The sequence below is a fragment of the Streptomyces sp. NPDC006372 genome (genome assembly GCF_040612515.1).
Lineage (GTDB): Bacteria > Actinomycetota > Actinomycetes > Streptomycetales > Streptomycetaceae > Streptomyces.
In genome coordinates this window covers 81,352-102,256 of the sequence record NZ_JBEXQJ010000030.1, presented here as the reverse complement: position 1 = coordinate 102,256, position 20,905 = coordinate 81,352, and the positions used below count along the sequence as shown (strand labels likewise).

The following is a 20,905-nucleotide window of genomic DNA, read 5'->3' as shown; positions in this document are numbered from 1 at the left end:
GGGGTTGTCGGCATGCCCCGGTAGGCTTCAGATATGAGTGCTGTTCCTCGTTCGCACAAGCCGGCGGGGCGGTTCCGGCGCATGCTCGACCGGCTCTCCTCGTCGCAGGAGGACCTGGAGTCCGAGGAGCTGCGCGAGGACACCGAGACCACCGGCTGCATCCGGATCGGCGACTGCCAGGACCGGCAGATAGTGACCGTAACTGGTACCTTGCGCACGGTCACCCTGCGACCGCGCGCCGGAGTCCCGGCCCTGGAGGCCGAGCTGTTCGACGGTTCCGCCGCGCTGGACGTGGTGTGGCTCGGCAGGCGCTCCATCGTGGGAATAGAGCCAGGGCGCAAACTGATCGCATCGGGCCGGATCTCGATGAGCCGGGGCCGCCGTGTGTTGTTCAATCCCAAGTACGAACTGAGACCCCTCGGACGGGAGTAGCCGGTGACGTCGCTCGACAAGCCGACCGAAGAGACATCTGCGGACGACGCCCGGGCGGTCACCGAGGCCGCCCTCTTCGAGGCGTTCGGCGGCCTGCGGGGCATGATCGAGACGGTGCTGCCCGGCCTGCTCTTCGTCACGATCTACACGATCAACAAGGATCTGCACCTGTCGGCGATCGCGGCACTGGCCGTGTCGCTGGTGCTGGTCGTGGTCCGGCTGGTGACGAAGGACACCGTCAAGCACGCCTTCAGCGGCGTCTTCGGTGTGGCCTTCGGTGTCGTCTTCGCGATGATGACCGGCAACGCCAAGGACTTCTACCTGCCCGGCATGCTGTACACGCTGGGCCTGGCGCTGGCGTACATCATCACCACCCTGTTCGGTGTCCCGCTGATCGGGTTGATCCTCGGCCCGGTCTTCAAGGAGAACCTCTCCTGGCGCACCCGGAACCCGGGCCGCAAGAAGGCGTACGCGAAGGCCAGTTACGCCTGGGGCGCGATCCTGCTCGCCAAGTGCGCGATCCTCTTCCCGCTGTACTGGTGGGCCGACACCGCACAGCTCGGATGGGTCCTGGTCGCCCTGAAGATCCCGCCGTTCCTGCTCGCCGTGTACCTGACGTGGGTGTTCCTCGCGAAGGCGCCCGCGCCGATCGACGTGTTCGCGGAGATGGAAGCCGAGGAGAAGGCGGCCGAGGAGAGGGAACGGCAGAACGCCGCCCGGTCCGCCGAGTAGGCAGCCGACGTCAAGCGCAGAAGGGGCGTCCTGAGCACTCAGGACGCCCCTTCTCGGCGTTTGCCCGGCCGCTCAGCGCGCCGTGTCGGTGCGGCGGACCGACAGCAGGTCCTCCAGCTGCTCCTCACGTGCCTGCGCGGCCACGAAGAGGAGTTCGTCGCCGGCCTCCAGGGAGTCCTCCCGGGAGGGGGTCAGGACGCGGGTGCCGCGGATGATCGTGACCAGGGACGTGTCCTCGGGCCACTCGACGTCGCCGACCTGCGTGCCGGCCAGGGCGGACTCCTCCGGCAGGGTCAGCTCGACCAGGTTGGCGTCGCCGTGGCTGAAGCGGAGCAGCCGGACCAGGTCGCCGACGCTCACCGCCTCCTCGACCAGGGCCGACATCAGACGCGGCGTGGAGACGGCGACGTCCACGCCCCAGGACTCGTTGAACAGCCACTCGTTCTTCGGGTTGTTCACCCGGGCGACGACACGCGGAACGCCGTACTCCGTCTTCGCGAGGAGCGAGACGACCAGGTTCACCTTGTCGTCGCCGGTCGCGGCGATGACGACGTTGCAGCGCTGGAGCGCCGCCTCGTCCAGGGACGTGATCTCACAGGCGTCGGCGAGCAGCCACTCGGCCTGCGGAACGCGTTCGACCGAAATGGCGGTCGGCGCCTTGTCGATCAGCAGGACCTCGTGGCCGTTCTCCAGCAACTCGCCCGCGATCGAGCGGCCGACCGCGCCGGCTCCGGCAATGGCGACCCTCATCAGTGACCGCCCTCCTCTTCGGGACCCTTGGCGAACGCCGCCTCGACCGTGTCGACCTCGTCGGTGCGCATCATCACGTGCACCAGATCGCCCTCCTGCAACACCGTCTGCGAGGTGGGCAGGACCGCCTCGCCGAGCCGGGTCAGGAACGCCACGCGTACGCCGGTCTCCTCCTGCATCCGGCTGATCTTGTGACCGACCCAGGCGGTGGAGGTGTGCACCTCGGCGAGCTGGACACCCCCGGTGGGGTCGCGCCACAGCGGCTCGGCACCGGAGGGGAGCAGACGGCGCAGCATCTGGTCGGCCGTCCAGCGGACGGTCGCGACGGTCGGGATGCCCAGGCGCTGGTAGACCTCGGCACGGCGGGGGTCGTAGATGCGGGCGGCGACGTTCTCGATGCCGAACATCTCGCGGGCCACGCGCGCGGCGATGATGTTGGAGTTGTCACCGCTGGAGACGGCGGCGAAGGCGCCGGCCTCCTCGATGCCCGCCTCGCGCAGGGTGTCCTGGTCGAAGCCGACCCCGGTCACCCGGCGACCGCCGAAGGACGACCCCAGGCGGCGGAAGGCGGTGGGGTCCTGGTCGACCACGGCGACCGTGTGGCCCTGCTGCTCCAGGTTCTGGGCCAGGGCGGACCCCACCCTTCCGCAACCCATGATCACAATATGCATCGCGTCACACCGTGCTTCCTGCAGGCCCTCTGGCCTTCATGACTGTCCTGCTCATGTCTCTCTTTCGGCTCGCCAGGCATCACGTCGCGGCCTGGGTGCGGGCCGCCATGCACCATCATGCCGGTGGAATCGGGCCATGATGCCCCTCGGGGGCCGGTGCCGCGTTCGACTGCCCGACTCCAACGTATCGGCAAAGTCGCGGGGGTTGCCGAGGGCCCTGCCGGGGCGTCCCCGGGGGAGGAACACGCCATGAGTACCGAGATCGACGTTCTCGTCCTGGGCGGCGCGGGTGTGGACACGATCGTGAACGTGCCCGAGCTGCCCCTGCCGTTCGCGGACAGCCACATGATCCGGCCGGGAATCGTGACGCGGGCGGGCCAGAGCGGCGACTTCGTCGCCCTCGGGACCACCGCGCTGGGGCTGCGCACCCACCACATCGACATGCTGGGCGACGACCCCGAGGGCGACCTGGTCCGCGCCCTGCACCGCGACCACGGCATCGCGCTCACCGCCGTCCCCCAGCCGCTCGGCACCAAGCGCGCGATCAACCTCGTCGGCCCCGACGGCAGACGCCAGTCCCTGTACGACGCCACACGCACCGCGGACACGGACCGGCTGCCCGAGGCCACGGTGCGGGAACTGGCCGCCGCCAGCCGGCACGCCCACGTCGTCATCACCCAGCCGTGCGCCCGGGCGCTGCCCGTCCTGCGCGCCGCAGGCGTCACGATCTCTACCGACCTCCACGACTGGGACGGCTCCAACCCCTACCACGAGCCCTTCGCCCACCAGGCCGACCTGGTCTTCCTGTCCACCACGGCGCTGACCGACCCGGAGCGGACCATGCGGCGGATCGCCGAGCGGGGCCGGGCCCGGGTGGTCGTGGCCACCGCCGGGGCGGCCGGGGCGTATCTGCTGGCCGACGGCGACCTGACCCACGTACCCGCCGCCCCGCCGCCGGCGCCGGTGGTCGACTCCAACGGCGCGGGCGACGCCTTCGCCGCCGCGTTCGTCCACGCCTGGCTGAACGCCGAGCCGGCCCCGCGCTGCGCCCTCCACGGCACGGTGGCGGGGGCGTACGCCTGCACGATCCCGTCGACCCGGACGGGCGGCATCGGGCGGGAGGAGCTGAGGGCGCGGGTGGCGGAACTGGAGCGGTCCGCGGACGGAACCGCCTAGCGGGCGCCCGGGGCGTCCGGGGAGACGCCCTTGCGGCGGCTGATGCTGCGGATGCTCGCCACGGTCAGGAATCCGAGGGCGAGGAGAGTGGCCGCGGCGCCGATCAGTTCTGCGGTCGAGTGCATGGGACCTCCAGGGGGCGGCAACGGCCGGGAGACGGACAGGGCTTAGTCATATAGGCATGGGAAGTGGGTGACCTGCGGAATCCGCAGCCGCAGCGGCCCCTGGATTCACTCGGAGAGCAGACGGAACACCGATGAGGGGTGGCGGGTGGGCGAGCCCGCAATCGAACGCTTACGATCCTCTGTTGTGTCCAAACTGACCGACGTGCCCAAACGGATCCTGATCGGGCGCGCACTGCGCAGTGACCGGCTGGGTGAAACGCTCCTGCCGAAGCGCATCGCACTCCCCGTCTTCGCCTCCGACCCGTTGTCCTCCGTGGCGTACGCGCCCGGCGAGGTCCTGCTGGTCCTGTCGATCGCGGGCGTGACGGCGTACCACTTCAGCCCCTGGATCGCCGTCGCGGTCGTCGTGCTGATGTTCACCGTGGTGGCCTCGTACCGGCAGAACGTGCACGCCTATCCCAGCGGCGGCGGCGACTACGAGGTCGCCAACACCAACCTCGGGCCCAAGGCCGGCCTGACGGTCGCGAGCGCGCTGCTCGTCGACTACGTCCTCACCGTCGCGGTGTCGATCTCCTCCGGCATCGAGAACCTCGGCTCCGCGATCCCGTTCGTCGTCGAGAACAAGGTGGCCTGCGCGATCGGCGTGATCGTGCTGCTGACGCTGATGAACCTGCGCGGTGTGCGCGAGTCGGGCACGCTGTTCGCGATCCCGACGTACATCTTCGTCGCGGGCGTCTTCACCATGATCGTCTGGGGCGCCTTCCGCGGACTGGTCCTGGACGACACCATGCGGGCACCGACGGCGGACTACGTCATCAAGCCCGAACACCAGGGCCTGGCCGGCTTCGCCCTGGTCTTCCTCCTGCTGCGCGCCTTCTCCTCCGGCTGTGCCGCCCTCACCGGCGTCGAGGCCATCTCCAACGGCGTCCCGGCCTTCCGCAAGCCCAAGTCGAAGAACGCCGCGACCACCCTCGCGATGATGGGCCTGCTGGCCGTCACCATGTTCTGCGGCATCATCGCGCTGGCCGCCGCCACCGACGTCCGCATGGCCGAGAACCCTGCCAAGGACCTCGTCCACAACGGCGTCCCGCTCGGCCCCGGCTACGTCCAGAACCCGGTGATCTCCCAGGTCGCCGAGGCCGTCTTCGGCAAGGGCAGCTTCCTCTTCATCATCCTGGCCGCGGCCACCGCGCTGGTGCTGTTCCTCGCCGCCAACACCGCCTACAACGGCTTCCCGCTGCTCGGCTCGATCCTCGCCCAGGACCGCTACCTGCCCCGCCAGCTGCACACCCGCGGCGACCGGCTGGCCTTCTCCAACGGCATCGTGCTCCTCGCCGGCGCCGCCGGACTGCTGGTCGGGATCTACGGCGCCGACTCCACCCGCCTGATCCAGCTCTACATCGTCGGCGTGTTCGTGTCCTTCACACTCAGCCAGACCGGCATGGTCCGGCACTGGAACCGCCACCTGGCCACCGAGACGGACCAGGCCAAGCGCCGCCACATGATCCGCTCGCGCGCCATCAACGCCTTCGGCGCCTTCTTCACCGGCCTCGTGCTGGTCGTCGTCCTCCTCACCAAGTTCACGCACGGCGCGTGGGTCGCCCTGCTCGGCATGGTGATCTTCTACGCGACGATGACGGCCATCCGGAAGCACTACGACCGGGTCGCCGCCGAGATCGCCGCCCCCGAGGGCCCGAGCGACGACCTCGTACGGCCCTCGCGGGTCCACTCGGTCGTGCTGATCTCCAAGATCCACCGCCCGACGCTGCGCGCCCTCGCCTACGCCAAACTGATGCGCTCGGACTCGCTGGAGGCGCTGAGCGTCAACGTCGACCCGGCGGAGACCAAGGCACTGCGCGAGGAGTGGGAACGGCGCGGCATCGACGTACCGCTGAAGGTCCTCGACTCGCCCTACCGCGAGATCACGCGGCCGATCATCGAGTACGTCAAGAGCCTGCGCAAGGAGTCGCCGCGCGACGCCGTGTCCGTGATCATCCCCGAGTACGTCGTCGGCCACTGGTACGAGCACCTGCTGCACAACCAGAGCGCGCTGCGGCTGAAGGGCCGGCTGCTGTTCACCCCCGGGATCATGGTGACCTCGGTGCCGTACCAGCTCCAGTCCTCCGAGGCGGCGAAGCGACGGGCCCGCAGGCAGCAGGACTGGAACGCACCGGGTGCGGTACGGCGCGGGCCGGCGCAGGAGCGGCCGAAGGAGTCCTCGGAGCCGAAGCCCTGAGGCGACGGCTCGTGTGAAACGGCCGGGCGGCACCCACGTAGACTGGTGGGCTGTTGTCCGGCCGTTCCCGTTCGGCCCTGCCCCCTCACGCGTTATGGAGTCACCCCGCCATGCAGGCAGAACCGAAGAAGTCGCTGGTGGGGGAGGAGTACGAGGTCGAGGTGGGCCCCGTCGCCCACGGCGGCCACTGCATCGCCCGCACCTCCGAGGGGCAGGTGCTGTTCGTCCGGCACGCGCTGCCCGGTGAGCGGGTCGTCGCGCGGGTGACGGAGGGCGAGGAGGGTGCCCGGTTCCTGCGCGCCGACGCGGTGGACATCCTCGACGCCTCCAAGGACCGCATCGACGTGCCGTGCCCGTTCGCCGGCCCCGGCCGCTGCGGCGGCTGCGACTGGCAGCACGCCAAGCCGGGCGCGCAGCGCCGCCTGAAGGCCGACGTCATCGCCGAGCAGCTCCAGCGCCTCGCCGGGCTCACGCCGGAGGAGGCCGGCTGGGACGGCACGGTGCTGCCCGCGGAGGGCGACAAGCTGCCGGCGGGCCAGGTCCCGGCGTGGCGCACCCGTGTCCAGTACGCGGTCACCGCCGACGGCCGCGCGGGCCTGCGCCGGCACCGCTCGCACGAGGTGGAGCCGATCGACCACTGCATGATCGCCGCGGAGGGCGTCAGCGAACTGGGCATCGAGAAGCGGGTCTGGACCGGGATGGACTCCGTCGAGGCGATCGCGGCGACGGGCTCGCAGGACCGCCAGGTGGTCCTGACCCCGAAGCCGGGCGCGCGCCTCCCGCTGGTCGAACTGGACCGCCCCGTGTCGGTGTTGCGCGTGGACGAACGCTCCGGCGGCGTCCACCGCGTCCACGGCCGCCCCTTCGTCCGCGAGCGTGCGGACGGCCGCACCCACCGGGTCGGAGGCGGCGGCTTCTGGCAGGTTCACCCGAAGTCGGCGGACACCCTGGTGACGGCGGTCATGCAGGGCCTGCTGCCCCGCAAGGGCGACATGGCCCTCGACCTCTACTGCGGCGTCGGCCTCTTCGCGGGCGCCCTGGCCGACCGGGTCGGCGACCAGGGCGCGGTCCTCGGTATCGAGGCCGGCAAGCGCGCGGTGGAGGACGCACGGCACAACCTCGCCGAGTTCGACCGGGTCCGTATCGAGCAGGGCAAGGTCGAGAGTGTGCTGCCGCGGACCGGCATCACGGAGGTCGACCTGATCGTGCTCGACCCGCCGCGGGCGGGGGCGGGACGGAAGACGGTGGAGCATCTGGCTTCGCTGGGGGCGCGGCGGATCGCGTACGTGGCTTGTGATCCGGCGGCGTTGGCGCGGGACTTGGGGTATTTCCGGGACGGGGGGTACCGGGTGCGGACGTTGCGGGCGTTCGATCTGTTTCCGATGACGCATCATGTGGAGTGCGTGGCCATTCTTGAGCCCGCAGCAAAGGGTGTCTGACCTGCTGCTTCGCTGATGTCGCAAGTCGCGAACGGATCGTGACGACATGTTTCCGGGCTGAGGGGCGCTGTCTGCGACGCTCGTTTGACGCTTTTTCCGACGGTGCGTCAGACAGCGTCGGACAGATGACGGTCAGGGCGCGTCGACCGGCTACGTGGGACGATCGGCCCGGTGGATGGTGTCTTCGGCACGGGAGGAGACCCCGGTGTGCGTTCCGGTCATCGGTGGTCGACGGTCCCCGCCGGGTACGTCGACCCCGTGGCAGAGTGTGCGGCCCGTTTCGGACCGGGGCGCGGCGTTGACTGAGCGGCAGCCGAAGGGCTCCGGCGCGACCGGGATGCTGCGTTCGGCGCGGCTCGTCGCCGGACTCGTGGCGACCGGCCGGTGCGCCGCGATGGACGCTGCCTGCGGCCTGGGGCGGGTGTGAGCTGTGGCACGTGAACTGGTACTCGGTGTCGACGCGGGCCATACCGTGACCAAGGCCGTGTTGTTCGACGCCACCGGCCGAGCGGTGGCGCGCGGCAGCGGCACAGTGCCCCTGAAGACCCCTCGACCTTATTGGGTGGAGAGGGATATGGACGAGGTGTGGCGGACCGCGTTCCAGGCCATCGCCGCCTGTCTCGCCGAGGTGGGACCGGACGCGGGGCGAGCCGTCGCCGCGGTGGGACTGGCCGGGCACGGCGACGGCCTGTACGCCGTCGACGAGTTCGCCCGGCCGGTGCGCGCCGGGATCGTGGCGATGGACACGCGCGCCGAACCCATGCTGGGGGAGTGGCGGGGCACTCCGGTCTGGTCGCGCGCCCTGGAGGTGTCGGGCACGGTGCCGTTCGCTGGTTCCCCGGCCGCCCTGCTGGCCTGGCTCGCCCGTCACGAGGCGGGAGTGCTTCGGCAGGCCCGGTGGCTTCTGTCCTGCAAGGACTGGCTGCGCCTGAGACTGACAGGCGCGGTGGCCACCGATCCCACGGACGCCAGTGCCTCGTTCACCGACATGCGCCGCGGCGGATACTCGCCAGAGCTGCTCGACCTGTACGGCCTCGGCGCGCTCGCCCGCCTGCTGCCGCCCGTGCTGCCCTGCGACGCGGTGAGCGGAACCGTCACCCGTGAGGCCGCGGCGCTCACCGGGCTCACCGCCGGCACGCCCGTTGTCACGGGTGCCCATGACGTCGATGCCGCCGCGCTCGGGATCGGCGGCACGACGCCGGGCGAACTGTGCCTGATCGCCGGGTCGTTCAGCATCAACCAGGTGGTCAGCGAGCGTCCGGTCGTCGATCCGCGCTGGCAGGTCCGTCACTTCGTCCGCCCGGGCCAATGGATGACCATGTCCACCTCACCCGCGTCGGTGGCGAACCTGGAATGGTTCCTGCGGGTCACCGGTGCACCGACCGACCAGCGGTACGGCGTCCATGAGGCGATCGGCCGCGAGGTCGAGGCATGCCTGGACGGTCCGTCGGAGGTGCTGTTCCACCCGTTCGTCTACGGCTCCCCGCACCCACATCCCGCGTCCGGGACGTTCCTCGGACTGCGCGGCTGGCACGGCCGCGGCCACCTGCTGCGGGCCCTGATGGAAGGCGTGGTCCTCAACCACCGCTGGCATGTCGACGCGCTCCGCTCGAAGCTGCCGATCACCGGGGCTGCGGCCCGGCTGACCGGCGGGGCCGCACACAGTGCGGTATGGAGCCAGATGTTCGCCGACGCCCTACGGCGGCCGGTCGTGGTGACCGACGTGCAGGAGAGTGCTGCCCGGGGAGCTGCGCTGCTCGCCGCCACAGCCGTCGGACTGCTCGACGACGTGACGGACCCGCGCGCCACCCCCCACGTACTCAGGCGCCACGAACCCCGCCCCGACCGGGTCGCCGTGCTCGACGAGGCGTATGCGGTGTACCGAGAGGCGTTGGAGGCTCTCGGACCGGTCTGGGCTCGCCTGGACGCGCGCGAGGCTCCGGAGTGAGCGCCGGGCGAGCCGGCGACATGAGGGAGCGACGGGCATCCAGGGATGGCCACTGCCTCTACACGGGGGTCGTCACGCCGTCGTAGCGGTACGGCGGCTGGACACCGGCGCGGGTGCGGGTGTCGGCAGCGATCTCCACGACGTACGACAGCAGCCGGGCAAGCTCGCCGGCGCCAAGGTGGTCGACGCCTTCGCGGCTGAGTCGGCCGGTGCGGTGCAGATGGGCGAGCACTGCGGCGGTGAAGGCATCGCCCGCTCCGACAGTGTCGCGAGCCAGCGTTCGGCCACCCCCTCATACGACTCACCGGGATGGAGCCAGGCCAGGTCCTCGTTGCTCGCCTTCACCAGTCGGCGAGCGCCACCACTCGGCGAGCCGCCGGAGACAGGCGGCGCGGTCGGTGATCAGGCCCGGCCGCACGTTCGGGTCGAGGGACACCAGCCGCCGGCCCGCCTCCTGGCGAATCAGTCCGTCGAGCGTGGAGGCCAGGGGTTCGAGCAGCAGACCCGGCGACCCGACGTGCAGGGCCGTCCCCGCGGGCAGCGTGCCGCCGTCCGGGAGAGCGGCGAGGTGTTCAGCGCGCAGGCCGCGGTCGGCGGTGCCGTTCGCGTGGAAGGGGTAGGCGGCCGACCCGTCCTCGCGCAGATGCACGGCGGCGAGAGTGGTGGGGTTGGAGGCGGGCAGCGCATGGGTGAGCCGGGTGCCGGGGGCTGCGAGGTGCGCGCGCAGGAGATCGCCGAAGTGGTCGTCGGAGATGCGCGCGAGCAGTGCCGTGGGGACTCGGAGTCGGCCGAGACCGGCGGCGATGTTGAGGCACGAGCCGCCCGGGCGTGGCTGGAACGCCGCGGCACCGTCGGCCGTGCGGGCGGTGGTGAGGTCCACCAGCGCGTCTCCGGCGACGACGACCGCAGGCTGGTCTGCGGCTTCCGGTCTGCTGCCACCGCTTGACGATAAATCTGAAGAGAATTTCTCGCAAGATGTGTTAACAACGGCGCAGTCTCCTGCTAATAATTCGGCCATCGAAACGCGCCCGACTCCGCAAGGACGCATCCACACCCCTGCTTGACCCGCCGTGCCTCAGTCGAGGTCCCGGCGAACCTGCACGAGAGGCCTCCCGTCACATGGCATCGACCAGATACGCCCTCATAGCCGGCGCCGCCGCCACCGCCCTGCTCGCCACAGCCTGTTCCGGGGCCGGAGCCGGCGGGGCCTCGGGTGGAGGGAAGAGCATCAACGTCCTGATGGTCGGCAACCCGCAGATGGAGGACATCGCGAAGCTGACCAAGGACAACTTCACCAAGGACACCGGGATCAAGGTCAACTTCACGGTCCTCCCCGAGAACGAACTGCGCGACAAGGTCACCCAGGACATCGCCACCCAGGCCGGCCAGTACGACGTCGCCACCATCGGCGCCTACGAGGTGCCCATCTGGGAGAAGAACGGCTGGCTGCACGACCTGGGCTCCTACGCCGACAAGGACAAGGGCTTCGACAAGGCCGACCTGCTCAAGCCGATGGTCCAGTCGCTCACCGGCTCGGACGGCAAGCTCTACGCCCTGCCGTTCTACGGCGAGTCCTCCATGCTCATGTACAACAAGGACGTCATGAAGGCGAAGGGCATCACGGTGCCCGAACGGCCGACCTGGCAGCAGATCGCCGACATCGCGGCCAAGGTCGACGGCGCCGAGCCCGGCATGAAGGGCATCTGCCTGCGCGGCCTGGCCGGCTGGGGCGAGTTGGGTGCGCCGCTGACGTCCATGGTCAACACCTTCGGCGGCACCTGGTTCACCAAGGACTGGAAGGCGCAGGTCAACACCGGCGGCTTCAAGGAGGCCACGAAGTTCTACGTCGACCTGGTCCGCAAGCACGGTGAGGCCGGCGCCCCGCAGGCCGGGTTCACCGAGTGCCTGAACGCGCTGAGCCAGAAGAAGGTCGCGATGTGGTACGACGCGACCAGCGCGGCCGGATCGCTGGAGGACCCCGCCTCCAGCAAGATCGCCGGCAACGTCGGCTACGCCTACGCACCGACCGTCAAGACGGACAGCAGCGGCTGGCTGTGGGCCTGGTCGTGGGCCATGCCCAAGACCACGAAGAATGCCGACGCCGCCTCGAAGTTCATGCTGTGGGCCTCCAGCAAGAAGTACGAGAACCTCGTCGGCGAGAAGCTCGGCTGGGCGCGCGTTCCGGCCGGCAAGCGGGCCAGCACCTACGACATCCCGCAGTACAAGAAGGCCGCCGGTTCGTTCGGTGACATCACCCTGAAGTCCATCGAGCAGGCCGACCCGGCCCACCCCGGTGTCCAGCCGAGGCCGACCGTGGGCATCCAGTACGTGGCCATCCCCGAGTTCCAGGACCTGGGCACCAAGGTCACCCAGGAGATCTCCGCCGCCATCGCCGGCAAGACCAGCGTGGACAAGGCGCTCAACGACGGCCAGAAGCTGGCCGAGGAAGTCGCCAAGAACTACCAGAAGTGACCTTCAGTGCCCGGCCGGCCTCGGCGTCGGCCGGGCGCCGCTTCCCCGCCCCCGGCCTTCACCGGCAGAGGAACCCTTCATGACCACGCTCGCCGCACCCCCCAAGACAGCACCCCCGCCCGCCCGTCCCCGGAAGTCCTCGGGCGCGGCGGCCAAGTGGAAGCGCCGCGTCCCGCTACTGCCGGCGCTTATCTTCACCATCGTCGTCACGCAGCTGCCCTTCGTGGCCACGTTGATCATCTCCACGTTCCAGTGGAACATCCTCAAGCCGGGCGACCGGCACTTCGTCGGTCTGTCCAACTTCTCGTTCGTCTTCACCGACGAGCGGCTGCGCACGGCCGTGCTCAACACCGTCGTGCTCACCGCGTCGGTGGTGATCATCAGTGTGATCCTCGGACTCGGTCTGGCGATGCTCCTCGACCGCCGCTTCGCCGGCCGCGGGCTGGCGCGCACGCTGCTCATCGCCCCGTTCCTGGTCATGCCGGTCGCGGCGGCGCTGCTGTGGAAGCACGCCATCTACAACCCCGACTACGGACTGCTCAACGGCACCCTCAGCGCCGTCTACCGGTTGTTCGGCGCGGACAACGGCCCCACGGTCGACTGGATCTCCTCCTACCCGATGCCCGCCGTCGTGGTGTCGCTGGTCTGGCAGTGGACCCCGTTCATGATGCTGATCCTCCTGGCCGGCCTGCAGGCGCAGCCCGGTGACGTCCTGGAGGCGGCCCGCATGGACGGCGCCTCCGCGCTGCAGACCTTCCGCCACATCACGCTGCCGCACCTGCGCCAGTACATCGAGCTGGGCGTCCTGCTCGGCACGATCTACGTCGTGCAGACCTTCGACGCGGTCTTCACCATCACCCAGGGCGGGCCCGGTTCCCAGACCACCAACCTGCCCTACGAGATCTACCTGACCATGTTCCGCAAGTACGAGTACGGCGAGGCAGCCGCCGCCGGTGTCGTCGTCGTCCTCGGCGCGTTCGTGATCGCGACCTTCGCGCTGCGCACCATCGCGTCGCTGTTCCGCGAGGAGGTATCCCGATGACCACCGCTCACGCAGCAGTCGCCGCGCCCGGGGCGAAGTTCACAAAGCTCTTCCGTAGGGAGGGCCGGGGCGGTGAGCCCCGGCTCTCTCCCCTGTGGACCTTCGTCGCCTGGCTCGCCACCCTGGCGTTCTTCGCGCCGGTGGCCTGGATGGCCCTCACCTCCTTCCACCAGGAGGCCGACGCGGCCACCAATCCGCCCACCCCCTTCGCCGCCGTCACCTTCGACCAGTACAAACTCCTCTTCAGCCGGGACATCACCCCCTTCCTCCTCAACTCGGCCATGGCCAGCATCCTTTCCACGATCCTGGTCCTCGCCCTGGCGGTACCGGCGGCCTACGCCCTGTCCATCAAGCCGGTCGAGAAGTGGACCGACGTGATGTTCTTCTTCCTGTCCACCAAGTTCCTCCCGGCCATCGCCGCCCTGCTGCCGGTGTACCTGATCGTCAAGGACGCCGGGATGCTGGACAACGTGTGGACGCTGGTCATCCTCTACACCGCCATGAACCTGCCGATCGCGGTATGGATGATGCGCTCCTTCCTCGCCGAGGTCCCCAAGGAGATCCTGGAAGCGGCCGAAGTCGACGGCGCGGGCCTGCTCACCGTCCTGTGGCGGGTCGTCGCACCCGTCGCCATGCCCGGACTCGCCGCCACCTCGCTGATCTGCTTCATCTTCAGCTGGAACGAGTTCATGTTCGCCGTGAACCTCACCGCCACGCAGGCGTCCACCGCGCCGGTGTTCCTGGTCGGCTTCATCACCAACGAGGGCCTGTTCCTCGCCCGGCTGTGCGCGGCGGCCACCTTGGTCTCGCTGCCCGTCCTCATCGCCGGTTTCGCCGCCCAGGACAAGCTGGTCCGCGGCCTCTCCCTGGGAGCCGTCAAGTGAAGGCAGCCGTCATCACCCAGCCCGGCAGCGTCGAGATCGCCACGGTCGATGACCCCGCTCCCGGCCCGCGCGAGGTCGTCGTCGAGGTCGCGGCCACCGGGCTGTGCGGCACAGATCTGCACATCCTCCAGGGGGAGTTCGCCCCGAAACTGCCCATCATCCCCGGCCACGAGTTCGCCGGCGAGGTCGTGGCCCTCGGCAGCGAGGTCACCGAACTCGCGCTCGGCGACCAGGTCGCCGTGGACCCGTCGCTGTACTGCTTCGCGTGCCACTACTGCCGCCTCGGACACAACAACCTCTGCGAACGCTGGGCCGCCATCGGTGTCACCCACCCGGGCACCGCCGCCGAGTACGCCGTGGCGCCCGCCGCCAACTGCGTACGACTGCCCGACCACGTGGACGCCCAGGACGCGGCCCTGATCGAGCCGCTGTCCTGCGCGGTGCGCGGCTACGACGTCCTGCGCAGCCGACTCGCCTCCCGCGTGCTCGTCTACGGCGCCGGAACCATGGGCCTGATGATGCTCCGGCTCGCCAAAGCCACCGGCGCCGCGAGCGTCGACGTCGTCGACATCAACGCCGAACGCCTGGCCACGGCATGGCAACTGGGCTGCACCGCCGCTTCCGCGTCCGCCGACGAGCTCGACCGGCCGCCCTACGGCTGGGATCTGGTCGTCGACGCCACCGGGAACGCGAAAGCCATCCAGGACGCCCTCGGCCGGGTGGGCAAAGGCGGTACGTACCTGCAGTTCGGGGTCGCCGACTACGCCACCCGGGCCACCATCGAGCCGTACCGGATCTACAACCAGGAGATCACGATCACCGGCTCCATGGCGGTCCTGCACAGCTTCGAACGCGCCGCGGACCTCTTCGCCACCGGTGTCATCGACCCGCGCGTCTTCATCAGTGACCGCCTTCCCCTGGCGGCGTTTCCGGACGCAGTCGCCCGCTTCCAGGCAGGCATCGGCCGCAAGATCCAGATCCACCCCGGCCTCGCCACCGCGTGAACGCCCGAACCGAACGGAACCCCCACATGACCGAGCAGATCCGCCGCGTTCTCGTCCGCTCCCTCGACGACATCACCCTCGAGGAGGTGCCCGCCCCCGTCCCCGGGGACGACGAACTCCTGGTGCGTACCACCGTCGTCGGCGTGTGCGGCTCCGACACCCATGCGGCGGCCGGCCACCACCCCTTCATCGACCTGCCCTACCGCCCCGGCCACGAGGCGGTCGGTGCAGTCGCCGCGGCAGGGAAGGGAGCCGAGGACTTCACGCCCGGAGACCGGGTGATCATCGAGCCCAACCTGTACTGCGGCCGCTGCCCCCAGTGCCGCTCCGGCCGCTACAACATCTGCCAGGAGTTGAAGGTGTTCGGCTGCCAGACGCCCGGCGCCATGGCCGACCTGTTCACCATCGCGGCCGACCGCGTCCACCGCGTTCCCGACGGCATGACCGACATCGAGGCCGCCCTCGTCGAACCCCTGGCCACCCCGGTGCACGCCGTGGCGAAGGCAGGTGACCTCACCGGACGCACGGTCGTCGTGCTCGGAGCCGGGCCGATTGGTCTGCTCGTCCTCGCCGCCGCCCGGCACGCCGGTGCCGCGAGGATCGCCGTCACCGACCTGCTGCCGGGCAAGAGGGACCGCGCCCTGCGTCTGGGAGCCGACACGGCCCTGCCCGCCGACGCCACCGACCTCGCCGACCAAGCCCACGCGGCGCTCGGCGGACCGGCCGACGTGGTCTTCGACTGCGTGGCGCGCGAACAGTCCATCGCCCAGGCCACCGACCTGGTCACCAAGGGCGGCACGATCATCGTCGTCGGCGTCGGCGCCGCCGGCACCACCCCGGTCCGCCTCGACCTGGTCCAGGACCGGGAGATCCGCATCGAGGGCACGCTGATGTACACCGGCGACGACTACCGCACCGCGATGTCCCTGATCTCGTCCGGCGCCGTCGACACCGCCGAGATCGTCACCGCCACCTACCCGCTGGAGGACGCCGCCAAGGCGTTCGCCGCATCCGTCGACCCCGAACAGGTCAAGGTGCTGGTCACGGTGGACGGACCGTAGCCCACGGCCCCACGCAGACAGGGATTGCGGACATGGACGCGGACACGCACGTCGTACGGAGCAGCCGTCGCACGGACGGCCCGAGGGCCGCGAGCCGGACGGACCCCGCCCCGCACCGGCCCGTGTGGGAAACTGCGACACCGGAGCGACTGGGAAGGAGGGGCGCCGTGACCGCCCGTACGCGACCGTCACAGGCGGCCGTCGAGGAGCGGCGCCAGGCCGTGCTGCGGTACGTCGCCGACCATGGCGAGACCCGCATCGACGACCTCGCCCGGCACTTCGACGTCAGTCTGATGACGATGCACCGGGACCTGGACGACCTCGCCGGGCGGCATCTGCTGCGCAAGGAGCGCGGCCGGGCCGTCGCGTTCCCCGCGCTCACCATGGAGACGGCCACCCGTTTCCGGGAGAACAGCGCCCTCGCGGCCAAGAACGCGCTCTGCGCAGCCGTCGCCGACCGGATCGGAGCGGGCAGCACCGTGCTCCTGGAGGACTCGACCACCCTGTTTCCCCTGGTCCCGGCGCTGGCGGAGGTGGATCAGCTGCACGTCGTCACCAACTCGGTCGGCCTCGCGCAGCGCCTCGGATCCGCCGCCCCCGCGGTGAACGTCACCCTGCTGGGCGGCCACTACCGCGGCGACTTCAACTCCTGCACCGGCCCCACCGTCACCCGCGCCCTGTCCCAAATCCGGGCCGATCTCGCCCTGATGTCCGCCACCGCCGTCCTGGAAGGACGCCTCTTCCACCCCCTGAACGACTACGTCGAGGTGAAGCTGGCGATGCTTGCCTCCGCCGATCAGGCGCTGCTCCTGGTGGACCACTCGAAGTTCGGCAAGACCGCTACGTACGCGTACGGCACCGTGGCCGACTACCACACCGTCATCACCGACACCGCCACCCCCGACGCGGAACTCGCGGCGATACGCGACCTCGGAGTCCCCGTCGAGACGGTCGAACCCGAAGAGCCTTCCCTGTGACCCGCACCCTGTTCGAAACTCCGAGCGCCTACCGCCCCAGCGACGCCGAGATGGCAGCGCCGGTGCCCCCGGTCCAGGCCGTCCTGTTCGACTTCAGCAACACCATCTTCCAGATGATCGACCTGGAGACGTGGCTGCGTCGGGTCGGCTCCGCCGCCGGCCGCCTCGCCGTGCTGGACGAGCCCGGCGCGGTGGCCAAGATCTCCGAGCAGTTGCGCGCCGCCTTCCGGCTGCCCTGCGTCGTAGCCCTCCAGGAAGGCCGTGATCTCTCTTCCGAACGGCACCGCCGCGCCGTGTGGGGATGGTGGGAGCAGGTGGACTTCCTGCGCGGCGCGGAGGAGGCGGCCTACCGGGAGCTCACCGCTCCGGACGCCTGGGTTCCCTATCCCGACACCGAACCGGTCCTGCGTGCCCTGCACCAGCGCGGAATGCGCGTCGGCATCGTCAGCGACTTCGCCTGGGACCTGCGCACCCACCTCGCCCACCACGGGCTGGACGCCTTGATCGACACCTGCGTGATCTCCTACGAGCAGGGCCGGGAAAAGCCTGACCCACAGCTGTTCCTCAAAGCCTGCGCCGGCCTCGGCGTCGACCCCCGCGCCACCCTGATGGTCGGCGACAACCCGGTCCGCGACGGCGGCGCGGCCGCCTGCGGACTGCGCACCTACATCTTGCCGGCGGAACACCGCACGGGAGAGCGCGGCCTGATGGACGTGCAGCGGCTCGTGATCTGAGCCCGACAGCCCCTTCCAACCACCTTCATGGCGCGGACCGTCGCGGTCAGGTGAGAGGGGAAGAGGCCGGCAGGTCCTGGTCGGCGGCCCAGGAGGCCAGGATGCGCAGCCGTTCGTGGGTGGGGGAGCCGGGCTCGGCGGTCCAGACGGTGAGGTGCTGGTCGGGGTCGGTGTTGGCGGTGAGGGTGTCCCAGTCCAGGACGAGTTCGCCGACGACCGGATGGTTGAGAGTCTTCGTGCCCACGGTGCGGGCGGCGACATGGTGATCGCCCCACCAGCGGGCGAACTGCTTGTCACGCAGGGACAGTTCACCGACCAGCTCGATCAGTCGCGGGTCCTCCGGATACTTCGCGGCCTCCATGCGCAGCTGGGCCACGGAGATCTGCGCGGAAGTCTCCCAGTCTGCGTACAGGGTGCGCATCGCCGGGTCGGTGAACTGGATCCGCGGGTAGTTGCGGTGCTTTTCCGGGATGCGGGAGAAGTCGGTGACCAGGGCGGCGGCCAGTGCGTTCCAGGCGAGGATGTCGCCGCGTCGGCCCTGCACGACGGCGGGGGTGGCGGTGAGGTCGTCCAGGACCCGTTGCAGCTGTGGCTGGACCTTCTGCCTGCTGCGGCGCCGGGTGCGGGTGGTGGTCTTTCCGGCGAGCTGGAAGAGGTAGCCCCGCTCGTCGTCGTCCAGCAGGAGCACCCGGGCGAGGACGTCCAGCACGGGCGCCGACGCCTGCATACGGCCCTGTTCCAGGCGGGTGTAGTAGTCGGTGCTGATATTGGCCAGCTGCGCGACCTCCTCGCGGCGCAGTCCCTCCACCCGGCGGGGCCTGTCGGTCTTGGGCAGACCGACCGTGCGCGGGCTCAGCTTCGAGCGACGCTTCTTGAGGAATTCTCCCAGCTCATTGAGGGGAACGTTGGCGGTCATGCTTCCCAGGATGACATCGATCGCACCTGCGTAAGGGGGGAGAATTTCCTCCCTGGATGTTTCCTTCCCGGGATGATTTTCTCCGCTTTTCGCGCCTGCCCTCGCGTGTGAGGCTCGACCGTGAGCAGTCGTATTCCTCATCACGGCTGCGGTCCACCGATCCCCGCACTGAAGGAAGCACCCCATGCGCGGAGCAGTCATCCACGCCCCCGGCGACGTGCGCTTCGAGAACCTCGACGACCCGAAGATCATCGAGCCGACCGACGCGGTGATCCGCACGGTCGCCACCTGTGTGTGCGGCTCGGACCTGTGGCCCTACCGCGGTGCGGAACCCATCGGCGACCCGCACCCGATGGGGCACGAGTACGTAGGCATCGTCGAGGAGACCGGCAGCGAGGTGACCAACGTCAGGCCGGGCCAGTTCGTCGTCGGTTCCTTCGCCACCTCGGACAACACCTGCGCCAACTGCCGTAACGGCTGGCAGTCCTCCTGTCTGAACCGCGAGTTCATGAGCACCTGCCAGGCCGAGTACGTGCGCATACCCAACGCCCACGGCACCCTGGTCGCCACGGACGAGCACCCGGACGCCGAGATGGTGCCGAGCCTGCTCGCCGTCTCGGACGTGATGGGCACCGGCTGGTACGCCGCCCTCGCCGCCGAGGTGAAGCCCGGCTCGACGGCCGTGGTGGTCGGCGACGGAGCGGTCGGCCTGAGCGGTGTCATCGCCGCGAGGGAACTGGGTGCGGAGCGGATCATCGCGATGTCCCGGCACGCGTCCCGCCAGAAGCTCGCCCTGGAGTTCGGCGCCACCGACATCGTGGCCGAGCGCGGCGACGAAGGCATCGCCCGCGTCAAGGACCTCACCGGCGGCATCGGCGCCGACAGCGTCCTGGAGTGCGTCGGCACCGCGGATGCGATGCGACAGGCTCTGTATTCCACCCGCCCTGGCGGCAACGTCGGCTTCGTCGGCGTCCCGCACGAGGTGGCCGTCGACGGCCAGGAACTCTTCTTCTCCCACGTCGGCCTGCGCGGCGGCCCCGCTCCCGTGCGCCGCTTCCTGCCCGACCTGATCGACCGCGTGCTGACCGGCCGCATCGACCCGGGCAAGGTCTTCGACCTCGCCCTGCCCCTGGACCAGGTCGCCGAGGGTTACCAGGCGATGGACGAACGCCGCGCCATCAAGGCCCTGCTCAAGCCCTGATCACCAGCCCGGTGACCGGATGCCCGTGCCGAGCACCACAGAAATGAGACAAGAAATGCCTGCGGCAGACAACTACATCTTCGACCTGGACGAGAACGTCACCCGGAACCCGGTCTCGTACGAGAACAGGTACGGAATCACCATCTCCGCAGACCTCTACCAGCCGAAGGACCTCGACGCCTCCCAGGAACACCCCGCGATCATCGTCGGCCCACCGTACGGCGGCGTGAAGGAGCAGGGGCCGGGCATCTACGCCCAGAACCTGGCCCGGCGCGGTTACGTGGCGCTCGCCTTCGACCCCTCCTTCAACGGCTACAGCGGCGGCGATCCGCGACACGTCTCCTCCGCCGACGTCTTCACCGAGGACTTCCATGCGGCCGTCGACTACCTGGGCACACGTGACTTCGTGAACCGGGACCGCATCGGCGTCGTCGGTATGTGCGGCAGCGGCGGCTTCGCGCTCAGCGCGGCCCAGGTCGACCGGCGCATCAGGGCGGTTGCCACGGTCGTCATGTACGACATCGCCCGCATCGCCTCGGAGGGCTGGCAGGGCTCTCTCACCTCGGAGGAGCGAGGTGCCGTGCTCGACGCGATCGCCGAGCAGCGGTACGCGGACTTCGAGGCCCACGCCCCCGCCCTGACCCCGCGCGGCGCGCCCATCGGGTTCGACGAGAACACCAACCCGGTCGGCCGGGAGTTCGGTGAGTTCTACTCCACTCCTCGGGGCTACCACCCGAACTCCATCACCCAGTTCACGCTGACGAGCGGCATGTCGTTGATGAACTTTCCGCTGCTGTCGAAGATCGAGTGGATCTCGCCGCGGCCCATCCTGTTCGTCGTCGGCGAGAACGCCCACTCGCGGTACTTCAGCGAGGAAGCCTACGAACTTGCGGCCGAGCCCAAGGAGTTCCACGTCGTCCCCAACGCCGGCCACGTCGATCTTTACGACAGGACGGACCTGATCCCGTTCGACAAGCTGGAGACGTTCTTCAGCAAGAACCTGGCCTGATCGCACGCCGCCGCGCATCGCGTACGGCCGGGCCGGACGGCGCCGGGCGCACATTGGCAACGGCCCTCGGCGCCCTCTCGTCCCGCACCCACACCG

22 protein-coding genes are annotated in these 20,905 nt (G+C 69.9%); 16 read left to right on the top strand and 6 right to left on the bottom strand.

Annotation, left to right across the window (positions count from 1 at the left end; translation table 11 throughout):
* Window positions 1-33: 33 nt before the first annotated feature.
* On the top strand, window positions 34-432 hold the full coding sequence (locus ABZ016_RS32845) for an OB-fold nucleic acid binding domain-containing protein (protein ID WP_356920344.1): 399 nt from the start codon (window positions 34-36) through the stop codon (window positions 430-432).
* A 3-nt stretch (window positions 433-435) separates the two neighbouring features.
* On the top strand, window positions 436-1,164 hold the full coding sequence (locus ABZ016_RS32840) for a DUF3159 domain-containing protein (protein ID WP_356920343.1): 729 nt from the start codon (window positions 436-438) through the stop codon (window positions 1,162-1,164).
* A gap of 72 nt (window positions 1,165-1,236) precedes the next feature.
* On the opposite strand, the gene ABZ016_RS32835 is transcribed toward ABZ016_RS32840, so the two are convergent.
* Window positions 1,237-1,914 carry a TrkA family potassium uptake protein gene (locus tag ABZ016_RS32835; protein ID WP_356920342.1) on the bottom strand — a complete coding sequence of 226 codons (678 nt, stop codon included), beginning with the start codon at window positions 1,912-1,914 and terminating at the stop codon, window positions 1,237-1,239.
* Window positions 1,914-2,585 carry a TrkA family potassium uptake protein gene (locus ABZ016_RS32830; protein ID WP_356920341.1) on the bottom strand — a complete coding sequence of 224 codons (672 nt, stop codon included), beginning with the start codon at window positions 2,583-2,585 and terminating at the stop codon, window positions 1,914-1,916. Before ABZ016_RS32830 ends, ABZ016_RS32835 begins: the two co-directional genes overlap by 1 nt.
* A gap of 249 nt (window positions 2,586-2,834) precedes the next feature.
* On the opposite strand from ABZ016_RS32830, the gene ABZ016_RS32825 reads away from it, so the two are divergent.
* The gene (locus ABZ016_RS32825) at window positions 2,835-3,761 is read left to right on the top strand and encodes a PfkB family carbohydrate kinase (RefSeq protein WP_356920340.1); all 927 of its coding nucleotides are present in this window, start codon (window positions 2,835-2,837) and stop codon (window positions 3,759-3,761) included.
* On the opposite strand, the gene ABZ016_RS32820 is transcribed toward ABZ016_RS32825, so the two are convergent.
* Complete coding sequence (locus tag ABZ016_RS32820) at window positions 3,758-3,886, bottom strand: hypothetical protein (protein ID WP_356920339.1); 129 nt, start codon at window positions 3,884-3,886, stop codon at window positions 3,758-3,760. The genes ABZ016_RS32825 and ABZ016_RS32820 overlap by 4 nt on opposite strands.
* Before the next feature lie 184 nt (window positions 3,887-4,070).
* Between ABZ016_RS32820 and ABZ016_RS32815 the strand changes: the two genes are divergently transcribed.
* From ABZ016_RS32815 to ABZ016_RS32800, 4 genes are all read left to right on the top strand, one after another.
* Complete coding sequence (locus ABZ016_RS32815) at window positions 4,071-6,122, top strand: APC family permease (protein WP_356920338.1); 2,052 nt, start codon at window positions 4,071-4,073, stop codon at window positions 6,120-6,122.
* 110 nt (window positions 6,123-6,232) lie between these two features.
* Window positions 6,233-7,561: a class I SAM-dependent RNA methyltransferase gene (locus tag ABZ016_RS32810; RefSeq protein WP_356920337.1), complete on the top strand. Its 1,329-nt coding sequence runs from the start codon at window positions 6,233-6,235 to the stop codon at window positions 7,559-7,561.
* Window positions 7,562-7,859: 298 nt separating this feature from the next.
* Window positions 7,860-7,988, top strand: a complete 129-nt coding sequence (locus ABZ016_RS32805; protein ID WP_356920336.1) for a hypothetical protein — start codon at window positions 7,860-7,862, stop codon at window positions 7,986-7,988.
* A 3-nt stretch (window positions 7,989-7,991) separates the two neighbouring features.
* Window positions 7,992-9,509 (top strand): FGGY-family carbohydrate kinase, encoded by a 1,518-nt coding sequence (locus tag ABZ016_RS32800; RefSeq protein ID WP_356920335.1) that lies wholly within the window; start codon window positions 7,992-7,994, stop codon window positions 9,507-9,509.
* Between the two features lie 58 nt (window positions 9,510-9,567).
* Here the strand turns inward: ABZ016_RS32800 and ABZ016_RS32795 are convergent, their stop codons facing one another.
* On the bottom strand, window positions 9,568-9,741 hold the full coding sequence (locus ABZ016_RS32795) for a hypothetical protein (RefSeq protein WP_356920334.1): 174 nt from the start codon (window positions 9,739-9,741) through the stop codon (window positions 9,568-9,570).
* Between the two features lie 69 nt (window positions 9,742-9,810).
* Complete coding sequence (locus ABZ016_RS32790) at window positions 9,811-10,527, bottom strand: PfkB family carbohydrate kinase (protein WP_356920333.1); 717 nt, start codon at window positions 10,525-10,527, stop codon at window positions 9,811-9,813.
* Between the two features lie 101 nt (window positions 10,528-10,628).
* On the opposite strand from ABZ016_RS32790, the gene ABZ016_RS32785 reads away from it, so the two are divergent.
* From ABZ016_RS32785 to ABZ016_RS32755, 7 genes are all read left to right on the top strand, one after another.
* On the top strand, window positions 10,629-11,981 hold the full coding sequence (locus ABZ016_RS32785) for a sugar ABC transporter substrate-binding protein (RefSeq protein WP_356920332.1): 1,353 nt from the start codon (window positions 10,629-10,631) through the stop codon (window positions 11,979-11,981).
* 79 nt (window positions 11,982-12,060) lie between these two features.
* Entirely contained in the window at window positions 12,061-13,023 is a 963-nt protein-coding gene (locus ABZ016_RS32780) for a sugar ABC transporter permease (protein WP_356920331.1), read from the top strand.
* Complete coding sequence (locus ABZ016_RS32775; RefSeq protein ID WP_356920330.1) at window positions 13,020-13,907, top strand: carbohydrate ABC transporter permease; 888 nt, start codon at window positions 13,020-13,022, stop codon at window positions 13,905-13,907. Before ABZ016_RS32780 ends, ABZ016_RS32775 begins: the two co-directional genes overlap by 4 nt.
* Window positions 13,904-14,911, top strand: a complete 1,008-nt coding sequence (locus ABZ016_RS32770; protein ID WP_356920329.1) for a zinc-dependent alcohol dehydrogenase family protein — start codon at window positions 13,904-13,906, stop codon at window positions 14,909-14,911. Before ABZ016_RS32775 ends, ABZ016_RS32770 begins: the two co-directional genes overlap by 4 nt.
* Before the next feature lie 26 nt (window positions 14,912-14,937).
* Entirely contained in the window at window positions 14,938-15,972 is a 1,035-nt protein-coding gene (locus ABZ016_RS32765; protein WP_356762746.1) for an alcohol dehydrogenase catalytic domain-containing protein, read from the top strand.
* Between the two features lie 167 nt (window positions 15,973-16,139).
* Window positions 16,140-16,949 carry a DeoR/GlpR family DNA-binding transcription regulator gene (locus ABZ016_RS32760; RefSeq protein ID WP_356920328.1) on the top strand — a complete coding sequence of 270 codons (810 nt, stop codon included), beginning with the start codon at window positions 16,140-16,142 and terminating at the stop codon, window positions 16,947-16,949.
* On the top strand, window positions 16,946-17,683 hold the full coding sequence (locus tag ABZ016_RS32755; protein ID WP_356920327.1) for an HAD-IA family hydrolase: 738 nt from the start codon (window positions 16,946-16,948) through the stop codon (window positions 17,681-17,683). The genes ABZ016_RS32760 and ABZ016_RS32755 overlap by 4 nt, the downstream gene beginning before the upstream one ends.
* A gap of 46 nt (window positions 17,684-17,729) precedes the next feature.
* Here the strand turns inward: ABZ016_RS32755 and ABZ016_RS32750 are convergent, their stop codons facing one another.
* A complete protein-coding gene (locus ABZ016_RS32750) occupies window positions 17,730-18,599 on the bottom strand; it encodes a helix-turn-helix transcriptional regulator (RefSeq protein WP_356920326.1) in 870 nt (289 codons plus the stop codon).
* A 184-nt stretch (window positions 18,600-18,783) separates the two neighbouring features.
* Between ABZ016_RS32750 and ABZ016_RS32745 the strand changes: the two genes are divergently transcribed.
* Together ABZ016_RS32745 and ABZ016_RS32740 are read left to right on the top strand one after the other, a co-directional pair.
* Window positions 18,784-19,800: a zinc-dependent alcohol dehydrogenase family protein gene (locus ABZ016_RS32745; protein WP_356920325.1), complete on the top strand. Its 1,017-nt coding sequence runs from the start codon at window positions 18,784-18,786 to the stop codon at window positions 19,798-19,800.
* 55 nt (window positions 19,801-19,855) lie between these two features.
* A complete protein-coding gene (locus ABZ016_RS32740) occupies window positions 19,856-20,809 on the top strand; it encodes an alpha/beta hydrolase (RefSeq protein WP_356920324.1) in 954 nt (317 codons plus the stop codon).
* Window positions 20,810-20,905 lie beyond the last annotated feature (96 nt).